This window comes from Halobacteriovorax sp. GFR8 (genome assembly GCF_050955245.1).
Classification (GTDB): domain Bacteria; phylum Bdellovibrionota; class Bacteriovoracia; order Bacteriovoracales; family Bacteriovoracaceae; genus Halobacteriovorax_A.
On the sequence record NZ_JBPBLR010000002.1, the window covers coordinates 1,907,681 to 1,931,669 of the forward strand.

General features: G+C 37.7%; 22 protein-coding genes. 14 read left to right on the top strand and 8 right to left on the bottom strand.

Translation table 11 applies throughout. The annotated features are described in order from the left end of the window. Positions 1–27 precede the first annotated feature (27 nt). Entirely contained in the window at positions 28–759 is a 732-nt protein-coding gene (locus tag ACRXC1_RS09535) for a PilZ domain-containing protein (RefSeq protein WP_433659911.1), read from the top strand. Here ACRXC1_RS09535 and ACRXC1_RS09540 read toward each other — a convergent pair. Then, entirely contained in the window at positions 725–1,678 is a 954-nt protein-coding gene (locus tag ACRXC1_RS09540; RefSeq protein ID WP_433658319.1) for a hypothetical protein, read from the bottom strand. The genes ACRXC1_RS09535 and ACRXC1_RS09540 overlap by 35 nt on opposite strands. 122 nt (positions 1,679–1,800) lie before the next feature. Here ACRXC1_RS09540 and spt point away from each other — a divergent pair, with 122 nt between their 5' ends. From spt to ACRXC1_RS09555, 3 genes are read left to right on the top strand one after another with little or no spacing between them, the layout of a single operon-like run. Next, positions 1,801–3,009, top strand: coding sequence for a serine palmitoyltransferase (spt, locus tag ACRXC1_RS09545; RefSeq protein WP_392912534.1), 1,209 nt, complete (start codon positions 1,801–1,803; stop codon positions 3,007–3,009). Between the two features lie 23 nt (positions 3,010–3,032). Beyond that, positions 3,033–4,160 carry an N-acetyltransferase gene (locus tag ACRXC1_RS09550; protein ID WP_392912532.1) on the top strand — a complete coding sequence of 376 codons (1,128 nt, stop codon included), beginning with the start codon at positions 3,033–3,035 and terminating at the stop codon, positions 4,158–4,160. Next, a complete protein-coding gene (locus ACRXC1_RS09555) occupies positions 4,160–5,140 on the top strand; it encodes an NAD-dependent epimerase/dehydratase family protein (protein ID WP_392912530.1) in 981 nt (326 codons plus the stop codon). The genes ACRXC1_RS09550 and ACRXC1_RS09555 overlap by 1 nt, the downstream gene beginning before the upstream one ends. A gap of 6 nt (positions 5,141–5,146) precedes the next feature. Here the strand turns inward: ACRXC1_RS09555 and ACRXC1_RS09560 are convergent, their stop codons facing one another. The 4 genes from ACRXC1_RS09560 to ACRXC1_RS09575 form a co-directional block, all read right to left on the bottom strand. Next, positions 5,147–5,755 carry a sterol desaturase family protein gene (locus ACRXC1_RS09560; RefSeq protein WP_433658322.1) on the bottom strand — a complete coding sequence of 203 codons (609 nt, stop codon included), beginning with the start codon at positions 5,753–5,755 and terminating at the stop codon, positions 5,147–5,149. 400 nt (positions 5,756–6,155) lie between these two features. Continuing rightward, a complete protein-coding gene (locus tag ACRXC1_RS09565) occupies positions 6,156–7,235 on the bottom strand; it encodes a metallophosphoesterase (RefSeq protein WP_392912524.1) in 1,080 nt (359 codons plus the stop codon). Between the two features lie 2 nt (positions 7,236–7,237). Continuing rightward, positions 7,238–8,200, bottom strand: coding sequence for a GGDEF domain-containing protein (locus ACRXC1_RS09570; RefSeq protein ID WP_433658324.1), 963 nt, complete (start codon positions 8,198–8,200; stop codon positions 7,238–7,240). Positions 8,201–8,208: 8 nt separating this feature from the next. Further along, positions 8,209–9,846, bottom strand: coding sequence for a hypothetical protein (locus ACRXC1_RS09575; protein WP_433658326.1), 1,638 nt, complete (start codon positions 9,844–9,846; stop codon positions 8,209–8,211). Positions 9,847–10,072: 226 nt separating this feature from the next. On the opposite strand from ACRXC1_RS09575, the gene ACRXC1_RS09580 reads away from it, so the two are divergent. Genes ACRXC1_RS09580 through ACRXC1_RS09590 form a run of 3 tightly spaced genes read left to right on the top strand, consistent with a single transcriptional unit; the run spans position 10,073 to position 12,231 of the window. Beyond that, positions 10,073–11,134, top strand: coding sequence for a L,D-transpeptidase family protein (locus ACRXC1_RS09580; protein WP_433658328.1), 1,062 nt, complete (start codon positions 10,073–10,075; stop codon positions 11,132–11,134). Between the two features lie 11 nt (positions 11,135–11,145). Further along, positions 11,146–11,883: a hypothetical protein gene (locus ACRXC1_RS09585; RefSeq protein WP_392860146.1), complete on the top strand. Its 738-nt coding sequence runs from the start codon at positions 11,146–11,148 to the stop codon at positions 11,881–11,883. 9 nt (positions 11,884–11,892) lie between these two features. Then, a complete protein-coding gene (locus ACRXC1_RS09590; protein ID WP_021268087.1) occupies positions 11,893–12,231 on the top strand; it encodes a bactofilin family protein in 339 nt (112 codons plus the stop codon). A gap of 17 nt (positions 12,232–12,248) precedes the next feature. Here ACRXC1_RS09590 and ACRXC1_RS09595 read toward each other — a convergent pair whose 3' ends face one another. After that, positions 12,249–12,860, bottom strand: a complete 612-nt coding sequence (locus tag ACRXC1_RS09595; RefSeq protein ID WP_433658331.1) for a hypothetical protein — start codon at positions 12,858–12,860, stop codon at positions 12,249–12,251. A 134-nt stretch (positions 12,861–12,994) separates the two neighbouring features. Between ACRXC1_RS09595 and ACRXC1_RS09600 the strand changes: the two genes are divergently transcribed. Beyond that, a complete protein-coding gene (locus ACRXC1_RS09600; RefSeq protein WP_392912512.1) occupies positions 12,995–13,924 on the top strand; it encodes a hypothetical protein in 930 nt (309 codons plus the stop codon). On the opposite strand, the gene ACRXC1_RS09605 is transcribed toward ACRXC1_RS09600, so the two are convergent. Both ACRXC1_RS09605 and ACRXC1_RS09610 read right to left on the bottom strand, forming a co-directional pair. Then, positions 13,925–15,304: a M16 family metallopeptidase gene (locus ACRXC1_RS09605; RefSeq protein ID WP_433658333.1), complete on the bottom strand. Its 1,380-nt coding sequence runs from the start codon at positions 15,302–15,304 to the stop codon at positions 13,925–13,927. It lies immediately after the preceding gene. A gap of 19 nt (positions 15,305–15,323) precedes the next feature. Beyond that, on the bottom strand, positions 15,324–16,712 hold the full coding sequence (locus ACRXC1_RS09610) for a M16 family metallopeptidase (protein WP_433658335.1): 1,389 nt from the start codon (positions 16,710–16,712) through the stop codon (positions 15,324–15,326). Positions 16,713–16,778: 66 nt separating this feature from the next. On the opposite strand from ACRXC1_RS09610, the gene ACRXC1_RS09615 reads away from it, so the two are divergent. From ACRXC1_RS09615 to ACRXC1_RS09640, 6 genes are all read left to right on the top strand, one after another. Next, the gene (locus ACRXC1_RS09615; protein ID WP_433658337.1) at positions 16,779–17,567 is read left to right on the top strand and encodes an MBL fold metallo-hydrolase; all 789 of its coding nucleotides are present in this window, start codon (positions 16,779–16,781) and stop codon (positions 17,565–17,567) included. A gap of 85 nt (positions 17,568–17,652) precedes the next feature. Then, a complete protein-coding gene (gene ald, locus ACRXC1_RS09620; protein ID WP_392860138.1) occupies positions 17,653–18,762 on the top strand; it encodes an alanine dehydrogenase in 1,110 nt (369 codons plus the stop codon). Between the two features lie 199 nt (positions 18,763–18,961). Next, positions 18,962–20,203 carry a hypothetical protein gene (locus ACRXC1_RS09625; protein ID WP_433658340.1) on the top strand — a complete coding sequence of 414 codons (1,242 nt, stop codon included), beginning with the start codon at positions 18,962–18,964 and terminating at the stop codon, positions 20,201–20,203. A gap of 249 nt (positions 20,204–20,452) precedes the next feature. Beyond that, a complete protein-coding gene (locus ACRXC1_RS09630) occupies positions 20,453–22,054 on the top strand; it encodes an ABC transporter substrate-binding protein (protein ID WP_433658342.1) in 1,602 nt (533 codons plus the stop codon). Positions 22,055–22,067: 13 nt separating this feature from the next. Then, positions 22,068–23,093, top strand: a complete 1,026-nt coding sequence (locus tag ACRXC1_RS09635; RefSeq protein ID WP_433658344.1) for an ABC transporter permease — start codon at positions 22,068–22,070, stop codon at positions 23,091–23,093. Further along, positions 23,093–23,989 (top strand): ABC transporter permease, encoded by an 897-nt coding sequence (locus ACRXC1_RS09640; protein WP_392860132.1) that lies wholly within the window; start codon positions 23,093–23,095, stop codon positions 23,987–23,989. The genes ACRXC1_RS09635 and ACRXC1_RS09640 overlap by 1 nt, the downstream gene beginning before the upstream one ends.

A 23,989-nucleotide genomic window follows, 5' to 3' on the forward strand; every position in this document is an offset into this window, starting at 1 on the left:
TTTATATATTAGTAAAGTGAGAACTTGATGGATGCGAATAAGAAATTTTATTTCTCAGAAATACCTTTTGAAGAGAAGATAAGTTTTCTAAAAAGGGCCCTAAGCGATGAATTAATCATTGAAATCTGGCGCAAGGGACAAGAAAAAGACAAAGTTGAAAGCTTCAAAATTAAATCTTTTGATGAAAGTGAACTCGAATTCACACTCGACTTTGACGCAAGCCTCATTGCTAAGCTGGCCGGATCTAAAAATAAGGACAGTGAAGTTCTTCTAAAAATTAAGTTTAAGTCAGTTATTTTATTTTCTAGTTCATACTTAAGCTTTCTTCCAGCTGAAGAGGTCTATAAACTTAAAATTGACCGTCCAGTTTATAAGAGTCAACAAAGATCTAACTATCGCCTCCATGCGAATGCTTACATCCCTATTCAGATTAAAATCGAAGAAGATGTATTTGATTGTAACGATATTTCAGCTGGTGGTATCAGTTTTAACTGTCCTAAAGACTTTGCACAAAAGTTCAACAAAGAAGCAATTTTTGACAATGCAACAGTTAGGCTCGCTTCAAAGAGATTTGAAATTCCACAAGTAAAAATTGCAGCAACTTGGCCAATTGAAAACAACGAAGAGACGCCAATGGGCATTGGTATCGCCTTTATGAATATGGATAAAGAAGTTGAAGAAGATCTTGTTCTTTCGATTAATTCAGAGGCACGCGGCGAAGAGCTTAGGAAGCAGGCGGCGATGAAGAAAAGCACTTAGAGCTTTCATTCTCTTTAAGCTTCAATTCTTTAAAGTAAGTATTAAGCTCATCCTGCTTAAGGATATCCTTTAAGACCCTCTCATTCCCCTTGGTGAAATAATCCTTAAAAGCTAGGATCGTTTCAAGCTTTGGGCAACCAATTGGCATGCTAAGAATAAATGCATTGATATCTTGTACTTTCACATCTTTACTCAAAAATCGTTTGTAATTTCGATCATGCCATCCTTCCTGATAGCGTGCGAGATAGACCGAAACGCCAGACTTATGTGAATCAATTTTGAAGAAGTTCTTTGAAACAAATTCCTTTAAGTCTTCATGATTAGGAATTGCGCTGATTAGGGCCCCAAGGTCTTTATAAGCAATACTCTCTCCACCCTTTTCAAGTAGATGAATATACATTCTCAAATCACCAGACTTTTCAAACCATGGCCTAGGAAGTTTAATGGCCATTAAATAAAAAGACTTTTTTGCCTTATCTGAGTGGGAGGCATTAGCTAATTTTAGAAAATTACCTCTTTGATTTTGAAAGTAGTCATAGCACTTATAGTGATGACAATTGGCCATGGCACTCAGATAGAGCTCAATTTGAGTCGTATTCACATCCTCTTCTTTTAGCGAAAGATACGAGCAGCCACCTACCGAAATTAACTTGCCACATATATAGAAGATATCATCTGCATAGTGAGACTGATATTTTTTAAAGTTGTCTTTTGAACGATTTAAGATACTTACAAGAGATTGTCGATATTCAATAGGTCCATTTAGTGAACTTAAAATTTCTTTTCGGTCACAGAGCGAATTCAAATCACATGGAGGTTTCCAGTCAGAAACTTCGACTTGAGTTCTTTCATTCTGATCAACCTCGCTTTGACACGAAGTATTAATGGTTAACAGAATGAACATGATGCATGTTTTCAAAGTGAATAATTTAAGTACCATAGGTGCTGTCACTGTGCGCATAATTTGTTGACTTGTCAATCTATACTGGCTAAATTCAACCCTACCTCTATTATTAATACAATTCGAATGAGATGTGAAATATGGCACTTAAATTCTCTAGCGCAGCTGACCGTCTAATGGACAAAGCGGCAATGCTAAAGTCAAAAGATCTTTACCCTTTTTTCCGCCAAATTGGTGATTCAGAAGGAACAATAGTCAAGATTGATGGAAAAGATCAAATCATGATCGGCTCAAATAACTACTTAGGGCTTACGCATCACCCACATGTAAAAGAAGCTGCCATTAAGGCCATTGAAAAATATGGAACAGGTTGTACTGGGTCTCGTTTTTTAAATGGGAACCTAACAATTCACGAGGAACTTGAAGAGAAGCTTGCGCGCTACCTTGGACATGAGAAGGCCCTTATCTTCTCGACAGGTATGCAAACAAACCTTGGTGCTCTTTCGGCAGTTTGTGGACCTAGAGACTGCATGCTTTTTGACTCTGAAAACCACGCATCAATCATCGATGCTTCTCGCTTAGCAATGGGAACGACTTTCAAGTATCGTCACAACGACATGGAGTCCCTAGAAGAACAACTAGAAGCAAATATCGACCGCTTTCAAAAAGTTATTATCGTAGCTGATGGTGTCTTCTCAATGACTGGTGATATCGCAAACCTTCCAGAAATGGTTAGACTTGCTGAAAAATATGGTGCTTATATCTACGTCGACGATGCCCACGGTATCGGTGTTATGGGAGATAAAGGTGCAGGAACAATGAACCACTTTGGGGTAACAGATAAGGTTCACTTAAATATGGGAACTTTCTCAAAGTCATTCGCATCAATTGGTGGTGTTCTTTCAGGTGATGCTGAAACAATTAACTATGTGAAGCACCTTGCAAGATCATTTATGTTCTCTGCTTCAATGGCACCTTCTGCAGTTGCAACAGTTTCGGCATGTATTGACGTTATCAACTCAGATGACACAATCCATGAGCGCCTTTGGGATAATGTAAAATTTATGAGAAACGGTTTCCAAGAAATTGGTTTCTATACATACAACTCACAAACTCCAATTATTCCAATCTTTATTGGTGATGATGTAAAATCAATGCTTGTTACTAAATTCTTAAGTGAAAATGGTGTCTTTGCAACTCCAGTTGTTCCACCTGCAGTACCTAAAGGTGAAGCATTAATTAGAACAAGCTATATGGCCACTCATAACAAGAGCGAGCTAACAAAAGTTCTAGAAGTATTTGCAAGAGCAAAGAAAGAGTTTGATATCCCTTCAACAATGGGACAATAGTTAAATTTTAAGGAGATAAGTCTATGGCCATTTATATCGAAAAAGTTGATATCTTAAACGATAAAAAGGCCCGCAAAAGATTTATTGATGTCCAATTTAATATCTACAAAGACGATAAATATTGGGTTCCACAGCTTCGCATGGAGCTCAATAAGCTCTTTACTTATAAGCATCCATTCTATCAAACAGCACAATGTGCTTTCTATATTGCAATAAAAGATGGAAAAGATGTTGGCCGAATTATGGCCATCAATAATTACAATTATAATGAATTCCATAATACTCAAGAAGGCCACTGGGGCTTTTTTGAGGCCATTGAAGATATTGAAGTCTTTAAGGCCCTCTTTAATTCAGCAATGGAATGGACAAAGTCACTAGGCCTAGCAAAGTTTGTTGGCCCATTTAATCCGTCGACAAATTATGAGTGTGGAACACTGATTAAAGGCCATAATGAGATTCCTGTTCTAATGATGATGTATAACTATGAATACTATCATCAATATTTGAGTGAGCTCGGATTCACAAAAGCAAAAGATCTTTTGGCCTACCATATGCCGGCAGAATTTGAGATGCCAGAGGTAATCAAAAAGATTGCTCATCGAGCTGAAGAGAAGGCCAACATAACTTATCGTACTGTTTCTAAAAAGAAGTGGATGCAAGAAATTGATCTAATGTATAGCATTTACAATGATGCCTGGGAGCAGAATTGGGGCTTTGTTCCAATGACTAAGGAAGAATTCTATACCATGGCAGCTGATCTTAAGACTGTTGCTGATGAGAAGCTGATCCTTTTTGCATTAGTTAATGGAGAAGAAGCAGGCTTTATTGTTTGTCTTCCAGACTTCAATCAAGTCTTACACAAAATCCCAAATGGAAAGTTATTTCCAAAAGGAATTTTTCAAGTTCTTCGAGCTCCAAAGTTAATAGACGGTGTTCGTGTTATTACAATGGGAGTAAAGAAGAAGTTTCGCCTATATGGACTTGAATCAATTCTTTATTACAGATGTCATGAGAATATCAAACAGTATAAAAAATATAAGAATGTAGAGATGAGTTGGATTTTAGAAGATAATCTCAATATGAATAAACCACTTATTCGCATGAACGCGGTTCCATATCGCACATATAGAATTTTTCAAAAAGAGTTATAATGAAAGTTTTGGTTACTGGTGCAACAGGTTTTGTAGGCTCACATCTATGTGATAAATTAACTCAACAAGGTCATGAGGTCTTTGCCCTTGTAAGAAACCCTCAAAAGGCAGAGTCATTAGAACTTCCTGGTGAATATATTAAAGGGAATCTTGAAGAGGAATCAATTAGGTCTTGGGTAAGAAAACTTCCACAAGACATCGACTGTGTTATACATACGGCCGGTGTTGTTTCTGCAAAACATTCTCTAACCTTTGCAAAGACAAATCATCTCGCAACTGAAATTTTAATTACAGCTTTGAAAGATAAATATGAAAATCTTCACTTTATTCTTATCTCTTCTCAAGCTGCCGCAGGACCTTCATCACAACTAATTGACGAGAGTAATGAGTGCCTTCCAGTTTCAGCTTATGGCCATTCAAAACTAGCAGCAGAGTATGCAGTAAATGAGCTTGCACCAGAGAGTTGGAATACGACTATAATTCGTCCCCCGATGGTTATTGGCCCTCGTGACAGTGCAGTTCTTGATGTCTTTAAAATGGTTAAAGGTCGAATTGTCACTGGCCCTGGACTTAATTTTAAAAAGAAGAGATATAGCGTCGTAAATGTTTTTGATCTAGTAGATGCGATTATCCTCTGTGCATCTCAAGAACAAGATCAAGCAAAGAAAGAAACTTACTTTGTGACATCAATTGATGAAGTGACTTTCGAAGAATTAATCAATGAAATCTCAAGTGCTCTTGGAGTCAAGAAGATCATTTTTATGGCGCTACCAATATGGTTTCTTAGGATTGTTGCGGGAATGATTTATACCCTACCGATTCACTTACCTCTTACAGGCGACAAGATTAATGAATTAGAACAAGATGCTTGGCTTTGTAGCAATTCAAAGATTAAGGCACTTGGATATATTCCTAATTACAACTTAAAAGATACAATTGAGATGACGGCAAAGGATTACAAAGAGCGCAACTGGCTCTAGACAATTTTAATCTTCTTTAGGCCCTGTCACTGTTCTAAATACATAATCCCACAGCGGTGAACTTACTCCGTACTTCGCTTTCTCATGTCTAAAGTGATGTTGTAGGTGAAACTTCTTTAAGTAACGTCCAATTCTTCCAGTCATTTTAAAATGGTGAGTCGCATAGTGGATATAGTCATAACAAAGATAGCCAACAGTGAAGAAGGCCATGAAGCCTGACATATAAAAAGCCGGAATAAAAAGAGAAAAGAATAACCATATCAAGGCCATAATAAGAATTGCTGGCACAGGTGGCATCACAAGCCTTGTCGGGTCATTTGGATCGTCATGATGAAGTCCATGAAATAAGAAGACAAATCTCTCAGTAAGAGGTCCAATAGGCCTTAGATGGAAAACAAAGCGGTGTAGAAGGTATTCTGTAAGAGTCCAGATGATTAGACCACTCACTGCACAGAGAAGCATCTGAAAATGAGTATAACCAAGTTCAAAATATGAACGATAAATTAGAAAGCCTATAAATGGTGCCCACAATACTAAGGGTACAATTGGATGGACATGGGTAAATGACTCAAGAATAGGATTTTTAAATATTCTGATTGATTCGTATTTTTTCACTTCTTCTACCTAATTAAATATCACATATTTCTACCAAAACTTTTCTTTAAAGTCAGCACAAGTCAGCACAAGCCAGCATTTGAGCATGAAAAATTCGCTTCACGAAGTCATCATAATATTAAATCAAAAGTAATAAAATTTTATGATGTCAGAAAACAGAGAAACATATTTTATAGAGTGTGTAAATACCCTATAGCAGGGGCATAAGAATAATGGACTAAGTTAATCTCTAGTGCGAGTTACTGTAAGAAAAATTCTCTTGTGGTTTCTGTAAAATAGAATAAACTTATTAATAAGCAGAGACAAAAAATTAAAGACACTTCGGCGTTTCGGGAAAGGACTTTTTAGGAACGTCGTTTTTTTTTACCACAACTCTCCTCAGATTATCTTCAATACCCTTTTAACTTGTTCTAATTTCTTCAATATAAGGCTTCCACTGGCCCATCCACTGATTCATTGATGCATTAACTAATGAGTTACTCTCTGGATGTACGATAACACTACAATAAGTAAGGCTTAACGTATCTTGATGTTTTCCAGCATCAATGGACGGGATATTATTCCATGTCCCAGTATTGAAGTAATAGCGCCCCTCTGGAAAACGCCTCCACTCTTGTAGATGTGTATGCCCCATAACAACGGTATGAATTGAACTATCGCGATCTAGGATACGTCTTGCCATACGCTCATAGCGTGGATAGATCGTGATTTGTTGGAGAATTTTTAAATTTGTTTTAAAATTTGAATTTTGACGTGTGTAATAATTTGAATGAGTCTTAATGACATAGTTAATGCAAGTCATAAAAAGTCGCCAAAAGAATCTTGTATCATTAAAAAGGCACCACTTTACGTATGAAGACATGGGCCTAACTTTATCAATATAAGGACGCTCTTTTTTAAGCTTCGGTAGGACATTGATGCAAAACAGAGACCCCCATGGAAAGTTAAGAATATCTTTACCTCCAGGTCCACGAATGAATTGCTTGGCCTTTGGAACTGTATTTACCGCCTCAAAGCGGTGCCCGTGTTCCACATGAAGTCCATTTTCTAAGAATGTCTCAGTAAAGAAAATATTATCTCCACAGATTTTAGAAAACTTCTCTTGTGCACCTTTAAAAAGCATCCCAACATCGTGATTCCCCACGACATAGACAACGCGCTTATGAGGTGCCCTTAGAAACTTCTTAAGGCCTGCAAAGAAGCGAGGGTGCCCTTTTGCAATATCCTCAATCTGCTTAATTGTCATTTGCTCATCAACAACATGAGTAAAGACACCGTCAGAATCAATTTGTATGAGATTGAGAATATCTCCATTCATAATGATTGTGACTGGTTTTGAATAATATTCATTCGTTGAGAAGTAGTCACAGAATTCATAGAAACGATTATCTTCGAAGAAATCTTCCAAGATGTTAAATTCACCGTTTTGCAGGTAACTACCTTTGCCTAAATGGAGATCAGATAAGATTAGATACTTCATATTTATGAGTCTGCTACACAGACTTTGCCACGTCCAGACTTTTTTGCTTCATACATCATTCTATCGGCCATTCCGATGATTTCATTACGTCCAGAAGCGTTAGTTGGATAATTAGCAACACCAATTGAGACACTCAATTGGACATCCTCATCCTCATGAGTATTGATTTCGAGATCTGCTTCAATCTTATAGACTGTCGACTTAACACGACTAAGAATTCGTTGGCCAATCATCTTAGCGTCTTCCAGTGAAGAGTACGGAGCAAGGACAACAAATTCATCTCCCCCATAACGATAACAAAGATCGTCCTCTCTAACTGTTGAACGAATAGTTTCAGCAACCTGTTGGAGTAAGCTCGTTCCAATTAAATGGCCATGCCCATCGTTGATACTTTTAAAATAATCAATATCAATGAAGATTAAAGAGAACGAGCGCTCAAGTGCTTCAAACTCTCTAATAGCAGCATCAATATCACTCTTAAATTTTCTTTGGTTATAAAGACCTGTAACATCGTCCACATGTGCTAACGACTGAAGTCGCTGTAGCTCTTTGACTTGCAGAAGACTTCTAAATTTTGATTGTATATAGTTTTCAATTTGCCTAAATATATCTGTTGAAAATTCTCCATTGAGAACTAGGTATAGGCTTTGACTACCGTTGAAGCCCACTTCCACAAAGCGATACTTATCACCTTCAATATCAACATGAAGCTTCTGTGTCTTTAAGGCCCCCATAAGTTCTTGATAGACCTTACTTGGATATTCTTCAATAACCTTATTATTATAAAAATCACGAATGATCGGATTTGCAGAGTCATTATCAAGTGTTGCAAAAACAAGTGGCGTTTTTGAATCAAACTCTGTTCTAATAAAGTCACGAAAGGACTTCAAAACGATATTGAAGTTATGTTCTTCAACATTTTGACAGATAAAATCTAAAAGTGCTTTGTATTGTTTTTCCAGCATATTAATTATTAATCATCCAATCCTAAGTCATCATCTAATTCTAATGTATCAGCAACTACATTCAAAGATCCCCTTAAGTTTGTAATAAGGCGTTCAAGTTTTTGCTGTGCTAGCATTCTCTCTTTCTTTGCTTGTCTCTCGTTGATTGCAACATTTTCCATATTAAACTCAAGAGTATCTATTTTACGCTTAAGCTCCAAGATCTTTTCATCTCTTGCTTTTATCTTATTGTCACTGTCAATTGCCATTAATTCCAACTGACTTTCTAGCTCCTGTTCACGAGCTCTAATACTTGTATGATCAATCTTTAGGCGTGTGCCAATTTCGGCCATTTCTTCCTTCATGGCCTTATTCTTCGCCTCACTTAACTCGAGGCCATGCCTATACTTATCAAGCTGAGACTTAGTCTCTTCAACTTCGATAGCATGTCGTTTTTTAGCAATTGATAGCTCGATATTTTTCTCATCAACTTCAGTTCTTAAGTTAAGTGATTCCCTTTTTAGAATTTCAACCATGGCCTTAAGTTCGTTTAACTCAGACAGAAGATTGATACGATCTTCCTTCAACTCAGTTACAGTAACTCTTAGGTCAAGCAGCTGATCCTCACTCAGGGAGCTTAAAATATGCCCAGGATGAAAGTTAATATTTGCACTAGCATAAGCTTGAGTTGTCCCATGATCAGTAGAAGCAAGGTCTTGTGGAACTTCTGCTGCAGGAGTCTCCACTGCTTCATAGTCATTCATATCAAAATTAGAAGTTACCTCTGTTGGCGATACTGACGTCACAGTTAATGTTTCTTCTGATGAAACTGCGGGCGTCTCATGGTGTTCTTGGTTTGTCTCAACCATGCCATCAAGTTGTGCCATCGTGTCTTCAGGTTCAACAGGAGCTTGCATCACAGGTGTTTCAACTTCGTCAGTAATGTCATGTGACTCTACTGCATCAAAAGACATATCAAGGTCTGCATCTAAGTCTTCATCAACATCCTCGAAATCTCCTAAGTCATCGAGGTCCCCTAGGTCATCAAGATCGCCCAGGTCCCCAAGCTCATCATCAAGATCATCACCTAGTGACATCTCCATTTCGCTTAGTTCGTCATCCAGATTATCTAAATCGTCTATATTGTCTATGTCCCCTAAGCTCACCTCAAAGTCATCCTCAGAGGCATTTGCTTCAACTTCTTCTGGTTCTTCTAGTTGCGTCTCAGGTACTTCCTCAGCTTTATCTTCAACAATAATGGGATTATTATCTAAATCGAGATCATCTTCACGAGCAGCATCAATTGATGCATTAGGAATTGTATCCCCTTCTTGAGTAAGATTGATCTTTATACTTGATGAAAAGTCCATATCCAGATCATTTGGAGAATCTGCATTTGCAGGAGCATTTTCAATAATATCCCCTTCAGCACAAAGATCAATAGCACTTACGTCATCAAAGTTAAGCTCGATACCTTCGTCCAGTGGGGAGCTGGCCTCATTGTTCAACTGTGAAAAGTCAATATTTGTGTCAACAAGCGTTAAAGAAGTTTTCTCCTGTGCGTCACTGTTTGCCTCAGTATCGCTTCCAAGAACTTCATCAACTGCATTTTGAATTTTCTCACTTTCAGCGAGTAACTCTTCTTGTTGCTTCTTTTCTGCTGACATATTTTTCCCCATCGCGGCCATGCAAAACGTATGAAATTTATTTAAATATGGCCTTTTCTTAAATCCTTACCCTCTACTTTTCGCCTTTTTTTGAAAAAAGTTAAGTATTTACGACTCGTAAAGTTATTTTGTCGAAAGTTATTTCACTTTTTGGGGGATAAATACTTGAGAAGTGGTAAAAAAATGTTCTACAATATTAGGTAGTTATCAAATATAAAGGCTTTTCATGATTAAAAAACTATTATTTTTATCGACTATTATTACATCGACTATTTTTTCTATGAGTAGTGTCGCTCAGGAATTCTATCCATCAAATCTGCTTTTATTAAATGATTACTTCGCTCACCATGTGATCGTTGCAGAGAAATCAACCCACACTCTCTACCTATATGAAAATAACGATGGCCTACCACGCTTAATTAAAACTTATCAAATGGCCACAGGTCAGAAGGTTGGAAATAAGTCATACCAAGGTGATCGAAGAACACCAGAAGGTGTTTACCATTTTAATCAATTTATTGAGCACAAAGACCTCATCAAGAGACATGGAGAACTTGGTGCGCAATATGGTGTTGGAGCATTTGTTCTTAACTACCCTAACCCAATTGATAAGGCCCAGGGAAAAACAGGTGGCGGAATCTGGCTTCACTCAACAGATAACGAACCAAGAATTGATAAAGGTCTTGATTCTAAAGGATGTCTAGTTGCACACAATATCAACCTTATTGATATTTCAAAGTTTATTGAAATTAATAAGACTAATATTGTTGTTGTTCACAACCTGAAGTTCTTCAACAAAGAAACATGGTTAAAAGAAAAGAATGAAGTTCTCGATACAGTTAATGGTTGGCTAACAGCATGGTCAACAGAGAATATCAAAGACTATTTAAGCTTCTACTCGCGCACAGACTTTGTTGATCCAAACCGTGGGCGCTATAACTCTTTTGCACAATACAAAAGGGCCGTATTTGCAAACCCAGGGACTCCATCAATTCAACTAAAGGATCTTACAGTCTTAAAAGCTGATGACTATGTTGTCGTAACGTTTAAGCAAGACTACACTAGTAATACAATTAACGACATTGGAAAGAAAACGCTCTATTTAAAACGTGATGCTTACTACAAATGGAAAATTGTAGCAGAAAGATGGCAACGTATTCCAATGGATATTACAAACGAGAGGGAGCACTTAAGTTTTGAACCTTCACAGAGGTTCTTTACTTCGCAAGACCCAAAACAAATTTTCACATTGAATCTCACTTTAACGAGACCATATAGCGAAAATTAAAAGGGAACGGGATGTCCACACCATCAAGTAGTTCGAAGGCAAAGAATAATTTGTCTTTCATTCTTTATGAAAATAATAAAGTACCAAGATACTTACAGCTTTCTCCGCGCGAGTATAAAGCAATTCTTTATGTACCAGTTGTCCTAACAGTTTTTTCGATCTTTGCCCTAGCTGGGTCATATTTCTATACGAAGAATATCGAAAAGCTTATTAAGGCCAAAGAACCTCTTATTATCAAAAATTTAAGAGACGAAAACTCAACTCTGGCCCAGAAGAATACTGAGCTAACAACTCTTAATCTTGATCTAACAAACCGTCTTGCTAATGAAACAATTAGTGCCGTTAGTGCTAGTTCACTTAATATTATTGCTCCTGTTAAAGGTCAGAAAGATCTAACGAGTCCAGCTAGTATCAATATCGAAGACTTAAAAGTCACAAAGAAAGATGATAAGGCCGAGCTAAACTTTAATATTATCAATATAACTAAAGATAATAATAAGGTTTCAGGTTATATCCATATCTTCTTATTTGATGGAAATAACTACTTTCACTATCCTGAAGGTGGGGATTCAATTAGAAACTTCTCTCTTAACTACACAAAGGGTGAATCATTTGCGACATCACGCTTTCGTCCTGTAACAGCTAAGTTTGATATGCCAAAGAATAAAACCGTTATGTTTAAAATACTAATCTTTAATCGTCTTGGTGATATTGTCCATCAACAACTTTTTAGAGAAGAGATTAAGTAAGGGCCAATTATGGATTTAAGAGATCAGAATTTTACATTTGTTGGTATTGGCTCAGTTATAAAAGGTGATATCGTTCTAGCGGGCCCCTCACATATTTGTTCAACAATCGAGGGCGATATTCAAATTGATGAAAAACATCAACTCACAATTGAGCCACAAGGAAATGTTAAAGGACGCATTCGTTGTGGTGACTTGAATATCTACGGTGTTGTTTGTGGTGATATTACTGCACAAGGAAAGGTAAAGGTCTTCCCTACCGGAACGGTTAAAGGCCAAATTGTTGCTAAGAATATTAATATTGCTCCGGGAGCAAAGGTTAATATGCAAGGCCATACACTAGAGTCGTAATTTTTTTGTATAAGTATTTAGCGAATTAAACGATCAAGAATCCCACGGTTGAACTTAAAGACAATTCCTAATGAGATTAAGTTCTCATGGCCATCACCATTTTCCTGGTAAGTATAGCTTGATTGAAAGTGTATCTTTCTTCCAATATGAAAAAAGTCATAGGCCGCTCCTACTCTAAGGCCACCTAATATTGTATTTCTTTTAAGTCCATAAGTATTTGCGGCCCCCGCAAAGATATTTTCATCAGAATTATTTTCAAGGTAATCATTAAAAGAAGTTAATGCGTAACCTAGTCTTATCGCAAGCCTTGGGATCGGATAAAAGTGAAGTTCGACACCATAAATATTAAGAGATTGAATGGCCACACGCTCAGCTCCTCCATGCTTAATATCACCACTTAATTCCACACTTGTGTAGAAGGTCTCAATTCCAATGACTCGATTTCTTACCCCATATGAAAGATTGTAGCCGATACCGCTAGTTGCCGTATCATATTGGTCCATTTTGTCGTTGGTTCCAATTCCAAAGACTCCATCGATTTTTAGGTATGAGAACTCGGCCCGTGCAGCTAGGCCAAGCAAGCATAGAAGAAGTAAAGTGAATAGTTTTAAATATTTAGCTAAGCTCAATTAAACACCTCTAACCTATTGTAACAAAAAGAAAATAAATTTTCCTGAAACAAGATAAGCGGAAGTTTTTTCTCAATCTTATCTATTTAAACATCCAATTAACTTTATTTTAGGCTTGGCCCGATTCTTTAGGCATGAGAAAGTTAAAGATGATACACCTGACATTTTTTATCACCTTAATCCTTGGCCTTAGTTCTTGTAAGGAAGTTGAGTCAATCATTAAAGCTGAGCCCCTGCCAGCACCTAGTGGAAACTATCTTGAACCTGGAGATATCATTGTGATGAATTATACTGCTGATTCAATTGTTCAACTTGATAGTGATGGGGTTTTCAAAAGAACAATTTATCAAGCAACTGGCAATAGTGTCTTGCTGCTGGCGCTTGGTTGGTCAGCTGAAAATAATCAACTTCTTTTTACAACAGATGGAAATGACCGAGTTCTGGGAATTAATGCTTATACCGGAAAGGTATCTGATGTAATAGTTCACTCCGGCCTAAACGGTGCCCTTAGGGGTGTGACAGAATTAGTAAATGGAAATATCGCTGTTCTTGAGTCTAACGCCCTCGAAGTATTCACTCCTCTAGGAGATGGCCATCAAAGAGAGACTTCAGGCTTCCCTATTGCAAATATTATTAATACTGGACAAGGAATGGCGCCACTAGCAGATGGTGGTTTTTTAATAAGCTCTCGTGGATCCGATCAAATTAGAACTTATGACGAAGATGGAGTTCAACAAAATAGTGTGGGAAGTCCTGCTGGAGCAAATGATGGCTACTTTGCTATCGAGTTAGATAATGGAGATATTGTCGGTATTTGGAGTGGGACTACAGACCAAGTTGTCGAATATGACAGTACTCTAAGCGCAACAGGAGCAAGCTATAGCAATACAACATATCTTGCAAATCCAAGAGGTATTGCACAATTACATAGTGGTAATATTATTGTTTCTGATTATTCATATAATCACTTAGTCGAGATTGATATTAGTGATTATTCTTTGGTTAGGACAATTGGGCAAGGCCTTTCAGGCCCTACCCATGTTCTGGTTGTTCCAGAGTATTGATTAGAGAAAATTCTTATAAGAATAAGTTTTAATCTTTCCGACCTTGCTTAGGGACTTTTTCATGGACTTGTCACCAAGTACGACAATTTGAACCTTATCATATGGAAAAGCTGCATAGACAGTCTTTGCAACATCCTCTTGTGAGATCTTATCAACAGACTTTGTGTACTCAAGGAATCGTTTGATATCAACTTGAGAGTTATCAAGACTTACAAGCTGTCTCATAAAACTTGAAGGCTTTTGAAATTGAAAGGCAAATCCACCCTTAACGGCCTTTCTAACTTTTTCAATTTCTTCCATTGAGATATTTGTGGCCTCAGAGTTATCTTTTAAAATCTTCACGACTTCTTGAACCATCTGCCCTACTGTTTCTTCCTTTGTAAAAGTTGAAAGTATCGAGCGTCCATAATCCTTTTGCATACCAGCTGTTGCCCATGCTGAATATGTTAGACCTCTTTTTGTTCTTAATTCTTTAACAAGAATCGATGTGAATCCACCACCTAGGTATTGCGACATAAATTCAAGATTTTCAAAACCAGGGTCCTGTTTCTTTGCAATATAAACCCCTGCTCTCACTTGTGCTTGATTTGCCTTAGGGACTTCAACAAAGTGGATAAGTGGTTTTTCAGGGTTAAATTTCTTTATCTCTTTTACCTCAGTGTCCAATCTTCTTATGAAGTTGGCCTTCGCATTAAAGCCACATTCGTCAGTAATAATATTTTTTACTTTAAGAAGGGAGCGAGGTCCTGTGATATAAACTTTCTTCTTCACATCATCTCTAAAATACTTTAGACGACTTTGAAGGTAGCTTCTCTTAATACGCTTAATATCAGCAAGCCTACCTCTTACATCTGAAACATATGGAGTTCCCTTAAGGCTTATTGCACGAAATGCAGTTGAAGCAAGTTCACCGTGATTTGAAACAAGGTTTTGTCTTTGAGCAATGAGAGACTTCTTTGCTTTAGATAATTCTTGATTTGGATAAACTGCATCCCTAAAGATATGACAAATCTTCTTCGTCGTTGGAACCACATCTTTTACAAGTCCACTATAAGAATAACTTGAAAACTCATGCGTTACATTTGAAGAAGTTGAAACACCGTAGAACTCTAAGTTATCCGCAATTTCATTTAAGCTAAAGCGATTTGTCCCACTCTCCAGTAGATCAAACATCATCTTAGTCACACCTTTAGTGCGTCCATCTTTAATAGCACCATCTGCAAAGAAAATAGTGACATTATAGGTTGGAAATTTATCATCTTGAATATAAGTGACATCAATATTATCCCACTTAAATTTTTCAATTTTATCGACAAGCTCATTGGCACCAACACTTACGAATGTGGATGCAATGATTAATGATTTTAAAATTTTATTCATAGCTACTAATCCTTTCATTCTAGTTACGATCCCATATTGATAAGAAAACATAATCGTTACCAGAAATGTAACGATGACAAACATCACGCACCTGATCAACAGTCATTTCACTATAGCTCTTTAGTTGTTTCTTATATTCTTTATAGTCACCATTAAAGAACTCTGATGAGCCTAGAAAGCTTGCTAAACCATCATTTGTCGAGATTGCTTCATAGTACTGCTTAAGAAGCATATTCTTAGTTTTTTGAACAGTACGTGGAGTGATCGCTTTAGAACAAGACTGCTTAAGTGATCGAAGTAATCGACGACGAGTATCTTTGATCCCTTTCTTTGGAAGAAGCTCTCCTCCAATGACAAAGATCCCACCATTTTTTAGGCCATAATTATATGAATATACTTTTGATAGTCTTGGTGACTTAGAAACAACATAATTCTTAACAAGGTAAGAGCTTGTACCAGTTCCTAAAATGTCAGATAAGAAGTCCAGAGCGTATGAGTCTTCATGAGTAACTGATACTGCAGGAAAAGCTAGTCTAAACATTGGGTTCTTAGATTGTCCCTTAAGGCTTCTTACATAAGGAAGTTTTGCCTGTCTCTTATATCTTCCAGCATCATCAAGTTTTGCCTTCTTTGCTTCAAGATTCTTATTCATTGGAATATTTCCAATTGTCTCTTTCACTTTAGAAAGTGTTGAAGAAAGATTGATATCTCCAACAATAACCATAATGGCGTTATTTGGAGCATAGAAATCATGGTAGAACTCAAGCATTTGCTTGCGGTCCAAATCCTTTACGTCCTTTGCGTCCCCTATAACAGAGCCTCCATATGGAGTACCTTTAAACATTGCTTTCATCATCGCAAGATGAATCTTTCCACTTGGCCTATTTTCATAGCGCATCTTTCTTTCTTCAAGAACAACTTGTCTTTCTTTTTCAAAAGGCACTTCTTCAAGCATGAGGTTTGCCATTCTTTCGGCTTCAAGCTCAATCATTTTTTCAACAGTTGGAGCTGCGATATTTTCGTAGTAAACCGTGTTATCAAATGTCGTGTAGGCATTTGAATTCCCACCATATGTTTCAATATAGTCAGAGAAATACTCTGCAGGAAAGTTCTTCGTCTTCTTAAACATCATATGCTCAAGAAAGTGAGTTGCTCCAGTTGTGCCCTTTCTTTCATAACGGCCGCCAACATCATAGAATGTGTAAATTGAGGCAATCGGTAATTTCGAGTCGCGAACAAGTAGTAAGCGCAGGCCATTATCTAAAGTGTGCTTTTGAACATCAATATTAAGCTCAAGTGACCCTAGATCTGTGTCACTAGAGTGCTTAGCTTCATTAGTTGATGAACATGATGAGTTTAGAATAAGAGCTGCAGTAATAAAGGCAAATAAATTAATTGCTTTAAACATCAAATCTCCAATAAAAGTTAATATAAATAGCTTAAAAACTTATGATTTTCTTGGCAATATAAAGTTATGAATTTATTAGTTACGTTCCTAGGAACCGGAACAAGTACAGGTATTCCAATGTTAGGCTGCAGCTGTCCAGTTTGCACGAGCTCTAATAAACACAATAAACGCTTACGAACATCATTTTTAATCCAACATGATGATACCACAATTCTCTTTGATACGGGGCCAGATCTTCGAACGCAATTATTGCGTGAAGGAGTTAAGGACATTAGTGCGGTGATTATTTCACATGCCCATGCAGACCACTTGAACGGCATTGACGATATAAGGCCATTCACATTTAAGCACCCTATTAACCTTTATACTGATCAAAATAGTGCCGATATAATCAATATAAGATTTGGTTATATTTTTGGAAATAACCCTGGCCATATCGGCTCAAGTCCGAGGCTTTTGCTCAACGAAATTGAACCGAATACAGTAAGTAAGATTTGTGATTTAGATTGTGAATTCATAAACCTCCCACATGGAAATGGCATAACGCTTGGCCTCATTATTGGAAAGCTGGCCATTATTTCAGACTGTCATGAGATTCCACAAAAAGAGATCGATAAACTGCGTTCATATGAATTGGACTCACTTATCATTGACTGTGTGCGACACAAGCCACACCCGGCCCACCTCTACGTGGAACGAAGTTTTGAGTACATCAGAAAAATAGGCGCTAAGCATAACTACCTTACCCATATGGGCCATGAACTGGATCACGACAGCTTGCAAAAAGAGTGTGACCATCACTTTCCAGATGGAAGTGTCAAAGTTGCCTATGACGGGTTAAAATTCGAGCTTTAATATATTGTAATAGCAAATGAAAACAATTATATTTGCCTCATAAATTTTATGAGTATTTTAACGCCTTCAATTCAATGGAGTTTTTATGATTATTGGTGTTCCTAAGGAAATTAAAAATAACGAAAATCGCGTAGGTCTAGTTCCAGGTGGTGTAAGACAACTTATCCACGATGGTCACGAAGTTTACGTAGAAACTAATGCTGGTGTTGGAATTGGTATTTCTGACGAAGCATATATTCAAGCTGGTGCAAAGATTCTTCCATCACTTGAAGAAGTATTTGAAAAATCAACAATGATCATCAAGGTTAAAGAGCCTCAAGCAAGAGAAATCGCTCTTTTAAAACCTCACCATATTCTTTACACATACCTTCACCTTGCGGCAGATGAGCCACAAACTAAAGGTCTAATGGAATCAGGATCAACTTGTATTGCATATGAAACGATCCAACCAGCAGATGGTTCACTTCCACTTCTAACTCCAATGTCAGAAGTTGCAGGAAGAATGGCAACTCAAATTGGTGCTGCTTACCTACAAATTGACCACGGTGGAAAAGGTGTTCTTCTAGGTGGTGTACCTGGTACAAGAAGAGCAAAGGTAACTGTTATCGGTTGTGGTGTAGCGGGAACTAACGCAATTAAAATGGCAATGGGTATGGGTGCAGATGTTACTGCAATCGATCTATCAACTAAGCGTCTTGCTGAACTTGATGATCTATTTGATAACAGAATCACTACTCTATTCTCTAATATCGACAATATTGAAAAAGCAGTACAAGAGTCAGATCTTGTTATTGGTGCAGTTCTTGTTCCAGGAGCAAAGGCGCCAAAGCTTGTAACAAGAGAGATGATCTCTAAAATGGAAAAAGGTTCAGTAGTTGTTGATATTGCTGTTGACCAAGGTGGATGTATTGAGACTTGTAAGCCAACAACTCACCAAAATCCAACTTTCCTAGTTGATGGTGTTGTTCACTACTGTGTTGCAAATATGCCGGGAGCTGTTGCTCAAACATCAACTTATGCTCTAACAAACGTAACTCTTAAGTATGCTCGTATGATTGCAAAATACGGTGTTGAAGAGTCAGCGATGATGGACGATGCATTCAAGAAAGGGATTAATATCTACAAAGGTAAACTTGTGTACAAGCAAGTTGCTGAAGATCTAAACCTTGAGTACACTCCACTTAATTTAAACTAAGATTTAAAATATTGGCCCCAACCTGGGGCCATTTTCTTACCAAAAATCGTTTCGCCCATAAATATCCACACTAAATAACTGTCATTTTTCTCAAAATATCTTACATCTTGCGGTTAATTTAAAATTTACCACCCTAATTTTTTCAATTTCACTTAAAACTCGATAAAAACTCTCAACTGTTATTTTTTAAGGGGGAGAAATGTCAAAAATTCTAATCGGGCTTATGCTCGCATGTTACACTCTCGCTGCGAATGCAAGCGATCATCAATTAAACTTCTCATTCAATGGTGGTGATAATGATGTACAAGTACTAGCTAAGGAAGTTGAAGTTACTAAGTACAAAGAAGAGCCATACGAAGGGACATGTTATCGCCAAATTCCATACCAAGAAACAGAGTGTGGATATGAAACAGACTACCGTAGAGAATGTCGTTGGGAACCAAGCCGTCAAATCTGTGAAACAGATTACGATTACCAATGTCGTTATGAAACAAAATATCGTCGTGAATGTACACGAGGACCTTCAAGACAAGAGTGTCGTACCGTTCCTGGGCAAAGAGTTTGCCGCACAGTAAACGGAAGACAAGAATGTCGTCAACGTGATAGCCGTCGCGTGTGTGAAACAAAGCCAGGACGCGAAATTTGTCGTTCAGTTCCATACCAAGATCGTGTTTGTCGTAATGTACCAGTAAGAAGATGCCACACTCGTCCAGGACGAAATGTATGTGACAATGTTCCTTACCAAAAATATGTATGTCGTGATGTAACGAAGTACCGTTCAGAGCCGTACTCTTGTACAAAGACTCGTACAGTTGCTTACAAAGAAATGGAAAATGTAACTCACAAAGTAAAAGTACAATACCTTGGTGCAATTGATAAGGCCGATGCTAACTTCACACTTAAGTTTAGTGATGAACTAAAGAGCTTTGATACTCTTGTACAAAACTTAAATAAGGAAGCGACTCAAGTTAATGTCCAAGTATCAGACTTCACGAGATCTTCTGATTACAATTATGAATCAACACTTAAAGTAGAGTTCTTTGATCTAGATGAGGCCAAGGCTCCAATTTTAGTTAATCCAGAAAACGTAAAAGTTGGTATCAAGGGTCAGTTTGAATTAGAGCTTTCTAACTTCAAAGAAGGAATGGATCAGCTTAGAGCAGAGATCGTTGTTTACGATAAAGAAAAGAAGAAAATTCACTTTAAGAAAACAATTGATCTTCTAACTTTCAATAAGTCTCTACTTGATAATGGAAAAATTCTATTCAAAGAAGAGCTAAAGAAGCATGGTTTTGAAAAAATTAAGAAATTTCCTCTCGGGCCATTTGAAAAGGCACGTGAGCTTAAGGTTACACTAACATTCTTCCCACTGGTATCAAAAGTTCCAGGGCAAGAGCTAAAGTCTGTAACACACACATTAAATACAAAAGCTAAGTTTTAATAAATTGGCCCTTATTTAAAATAAGGGCCTTCTTCAATATTAGGGAATTGATGAAGGCCACTTATAATAAAGAACCCTCTGCTATTGCGTAGAGGGTTCTTCTATTATTTTTTCCTCACAATAATCTAGTAAAAAGAAGTTATATTTAATCAAATTGCCGCTAGGCATTGTTTACGGAAGCTTAAATGCTACGTATCATTTTGATTAAACAAAATTTAATTTAATTTATTTTAAGTAAGGGAGAGAAGAATGCTTAAAAGCTTAATGGCCACATTAATGGTGGCCACACTCGTTGTCTCATGTTCAGGAAAGAGCGGTGCCAATAAATCAACTTTTGTTTATTGTTCAGAGGGCTCTCCTTCTGGCTTTAACCCACAGTTCTTAACAGATGGCCCATCACATAATGCTGCAGTCTACCCTCTTTATAATCGACTTGTTAAATTTGAAACAGGATCGACGAATATCATTCCCTCAATTGCTGAGAGCTGGACGATTTCTGATGATCAGCTAACTTATACTTTCAACATTAGGAAAGATATAAAATTTCACACAACAAAAGAGTTCAAGCCAACTCGTAATCTCGATGCGAGTGATATCGTTTGGTCATTTAATCGCATGTTCAAGAAAGATCACCCATACCACAAAGTAAGTGGAGGGATCTACGAGTATTGGGATGGAATGGGAATGAGTAATATTATTAAAAGTATAGAGCAAACAGATAAGTATCAAGTTCAGATTTCATTACACCACCCTGAGGCTCCCCTACTTGCAAACTTTGCCATGGCCTTCACTAGTATTTTATCTCGTGAATATGGTGAAAAAATGTTGGCCGCACAAACTCCAGAAGTTCTGGATCGAAAACCAGTTGGGACGGGACCATTTATTTTTAAGTCTTACCAGAAAGATACGATGATTCGCTACGTTGCTAATGAAGAATACTTTAATGGTGTTCCAAAAATTAAGCGAATGGTTTTTTCAATCACACCAGATGCCTCAGTTAGAACGCAAAAACTTGTGGCCGGAGAATGTCACCTTGCAACTCAACCTGCGCCAACCGATATTGCTGCACTTGATGCAAATAAGGACATTACTGTTCTTTCAGGGCCAGGGCTAAATGTTGGTTATCTTGCTCTAAACACACAAAAGAAGCCATTTGATAATATTCACGTAAGACGTGCCATTAACTATGCACTTAATCGAAAAACATATATTGAGCCAATCTATCTTGGTTATGCAACAGTTGCTAAGAACCCAATGCCACCAACAATTTGGGGATATAATAACAACATCAAAGATTATGACTACAATATTGAGATGGCCAAAGAAGAGTTAAAGAAAGCAGGACTTCCAGACGGCTTTAGCACAACTCTTTGGACGCTACCTGTTTCACGTCCATATAATCCAAATGGAAAGAAGATGGGTGAACTTATGCAAGAAGACCTTGCTAAGATTGGCATCAAAGTTGAGCTGGTTACTTACGATTGGCCAACTTACCTAAAGAAGGCCCACGCAGGTGAACATGCAATGCTACAAATGGGTTGGACTGGTGATAATGGAGACCCTGATAATTTCCTATATATGCTTCTTAGTTGTGAAGGCGCGAAGGCCGGCTCAAATTATGCTAACTGGTGTAATAAAGATTATGACCGCGAGGTTATTGCGGCCAAGCGCCTAAGTGATAAGAAAGAGAGAGCGGCCCACTATATGAAGGCCCAAGAAGTATTCAAAAAAGAAGTTCCTTGGATCACTTTATTCCACTCAACTGTACACCGTGCAATGAGAAGTAATGTGAAGGGATATAAGATTCACCCGTTAGGAAATGATATTTTCGATAAAGTTTCACTAGAGTAATTTAGATTAATATATGAAAAAATTCTTAAAAAAACGCTTTTTACAGCTAATCCCAACACTCATTGGGATTAGCTTATTTTCCTTTATAGTTGTTCGCTTAGTCCCTGGAGACCCTGTTCTACTTTTACTAGGAGAACGTGGGGCCGACCCAAAGGTCTATGCGGCCATGCAAAAAACCCTAGGACTTGATCGTCCAATCTTGGAGCAATACTTCATCTATATGAAAAATATCTTCACTGGTGATTTTGGAATCTCCATTGTAACGAAACAAACTGTTATCAATGAATTCTTCTCACGTTTTCCTGCGACTTTAGAGCTTGGAATTTGTGCCATGATCTTTGCCATCCTAATTGGAATACCAGCAGGTGTTTATGCCGCTTTAAAGCGTAACTCCTTCATGGACTATCTTCTAATGGGAACTTCACTCGTTGGCTATTCAATGCCAATTTTTTGGTGGGGATTAATTCTCATTATTATCTTCTCCGTTAATATGGGAATCACACCAGTATCGGGAAGAATGGATGTTCTCTTTGACGTCCCTAGAGTTACAGGTTTAATGTTGATCGACACATTAAACCCTGAGGTAATTTCTTTTGATGGGTTTGCGCCTTTTACATCAGCTATTAAACACCTTATTCTTCCGACTATTGCCATGGGGACAATTCCCCTTGCCGTTATATCTCGTATGACGAGATCAAGTGTTCTTGAAGTTTTAAAAGCACCTTATATCCAAACGGCCAAGGCCAAGGGCCAAAGCTATCAAAAGATCGTTTGGAAGCATGCTGTACGTAATGCCCTCATTCCAATTGTAACAGTCATAGGTCTACTTTTTGGAAGTATCATCACTGGTGCCATCCTAACTGAGACAATCTTTTCTTGGCCAGGTATTGGCCGCTGGTTAGTCGCAAGTATCCACGCTCGAGACTATCCTGTAATACAAGGCGGAATCCTCTTTATTGCTCTGATGGTTATTTTCATCAATATGTGTGTGGATATTATCTACTCAATTGTTAATCCAAAAATTTCAGGTTCTAAATAATGGAAGCGCAAAATACTCAAAATTCAAATGTAACAAATATCCAAATTCTTAAAGAGTTTATTGATCACTTCAGTGACAATAAAGGAGCAGTCTTTGGTCTAGCTCTTGTTTTAGGTTTTATTATTATCGCACTGCTTGCACCTTTAATTGCACCACATGGAGCAAGTGAGATCTTTCCAGGTCAGCTACGCCTTCCTCCTTTTTGGGCAGAAGGTGGATCATTTCAGTTCATCTTAGGAACTGATGATCTAGGACGTGATGTTCTAAGTCGTCTTATCTATGGTGCTCAAATCTCTCTCTTTGTTGGTATCTCAATTGTTCTAATCTCAACATTAGTAGGTACAATGCTTGGCCTTATTGCGGGATATTTTGGAGGTAAAACAGATGCTGTTATCATGAGGTTCATCGATATCCTCATGGCCTACCCAAGTATCTTACTTGCCATCATTGTTGTATCTGTTATCGGTCCAGGACTTATGAATGCAGTCTTTGCAGTTGCTCTTGTGAGTATTCCTTCATTTACACGTCTTATTCGTGCAAATGTTTTAGAGATTAAAAACCTTCAGTACGTACAAGCAGCAAAAACATTTGGAGCCTCTCCTATTCGCATCATGCTCAAAGAGATTTTACCAAATTGTATGGCGACATTAATTGTTCAAGTAACACTTGGACTGTCAGAAGGAATTCTCTCTACTGCGGCACTAGGCTTTCTAGGACTTGGTGTCCAGGCACCGACTCCTGAATGGGGAATCATGCTAAGTGATGCAAGACCTTATATTCAAAGTGCTCCTTGGCTAGTGACTCTTCCAGGTCTTTGTATTCTTGCAGTAGTTCTTGGACTTAATCTTTTTGGAGACGGACTAAGAGACGCTCTCGACCCTAAACTTAAACGATAA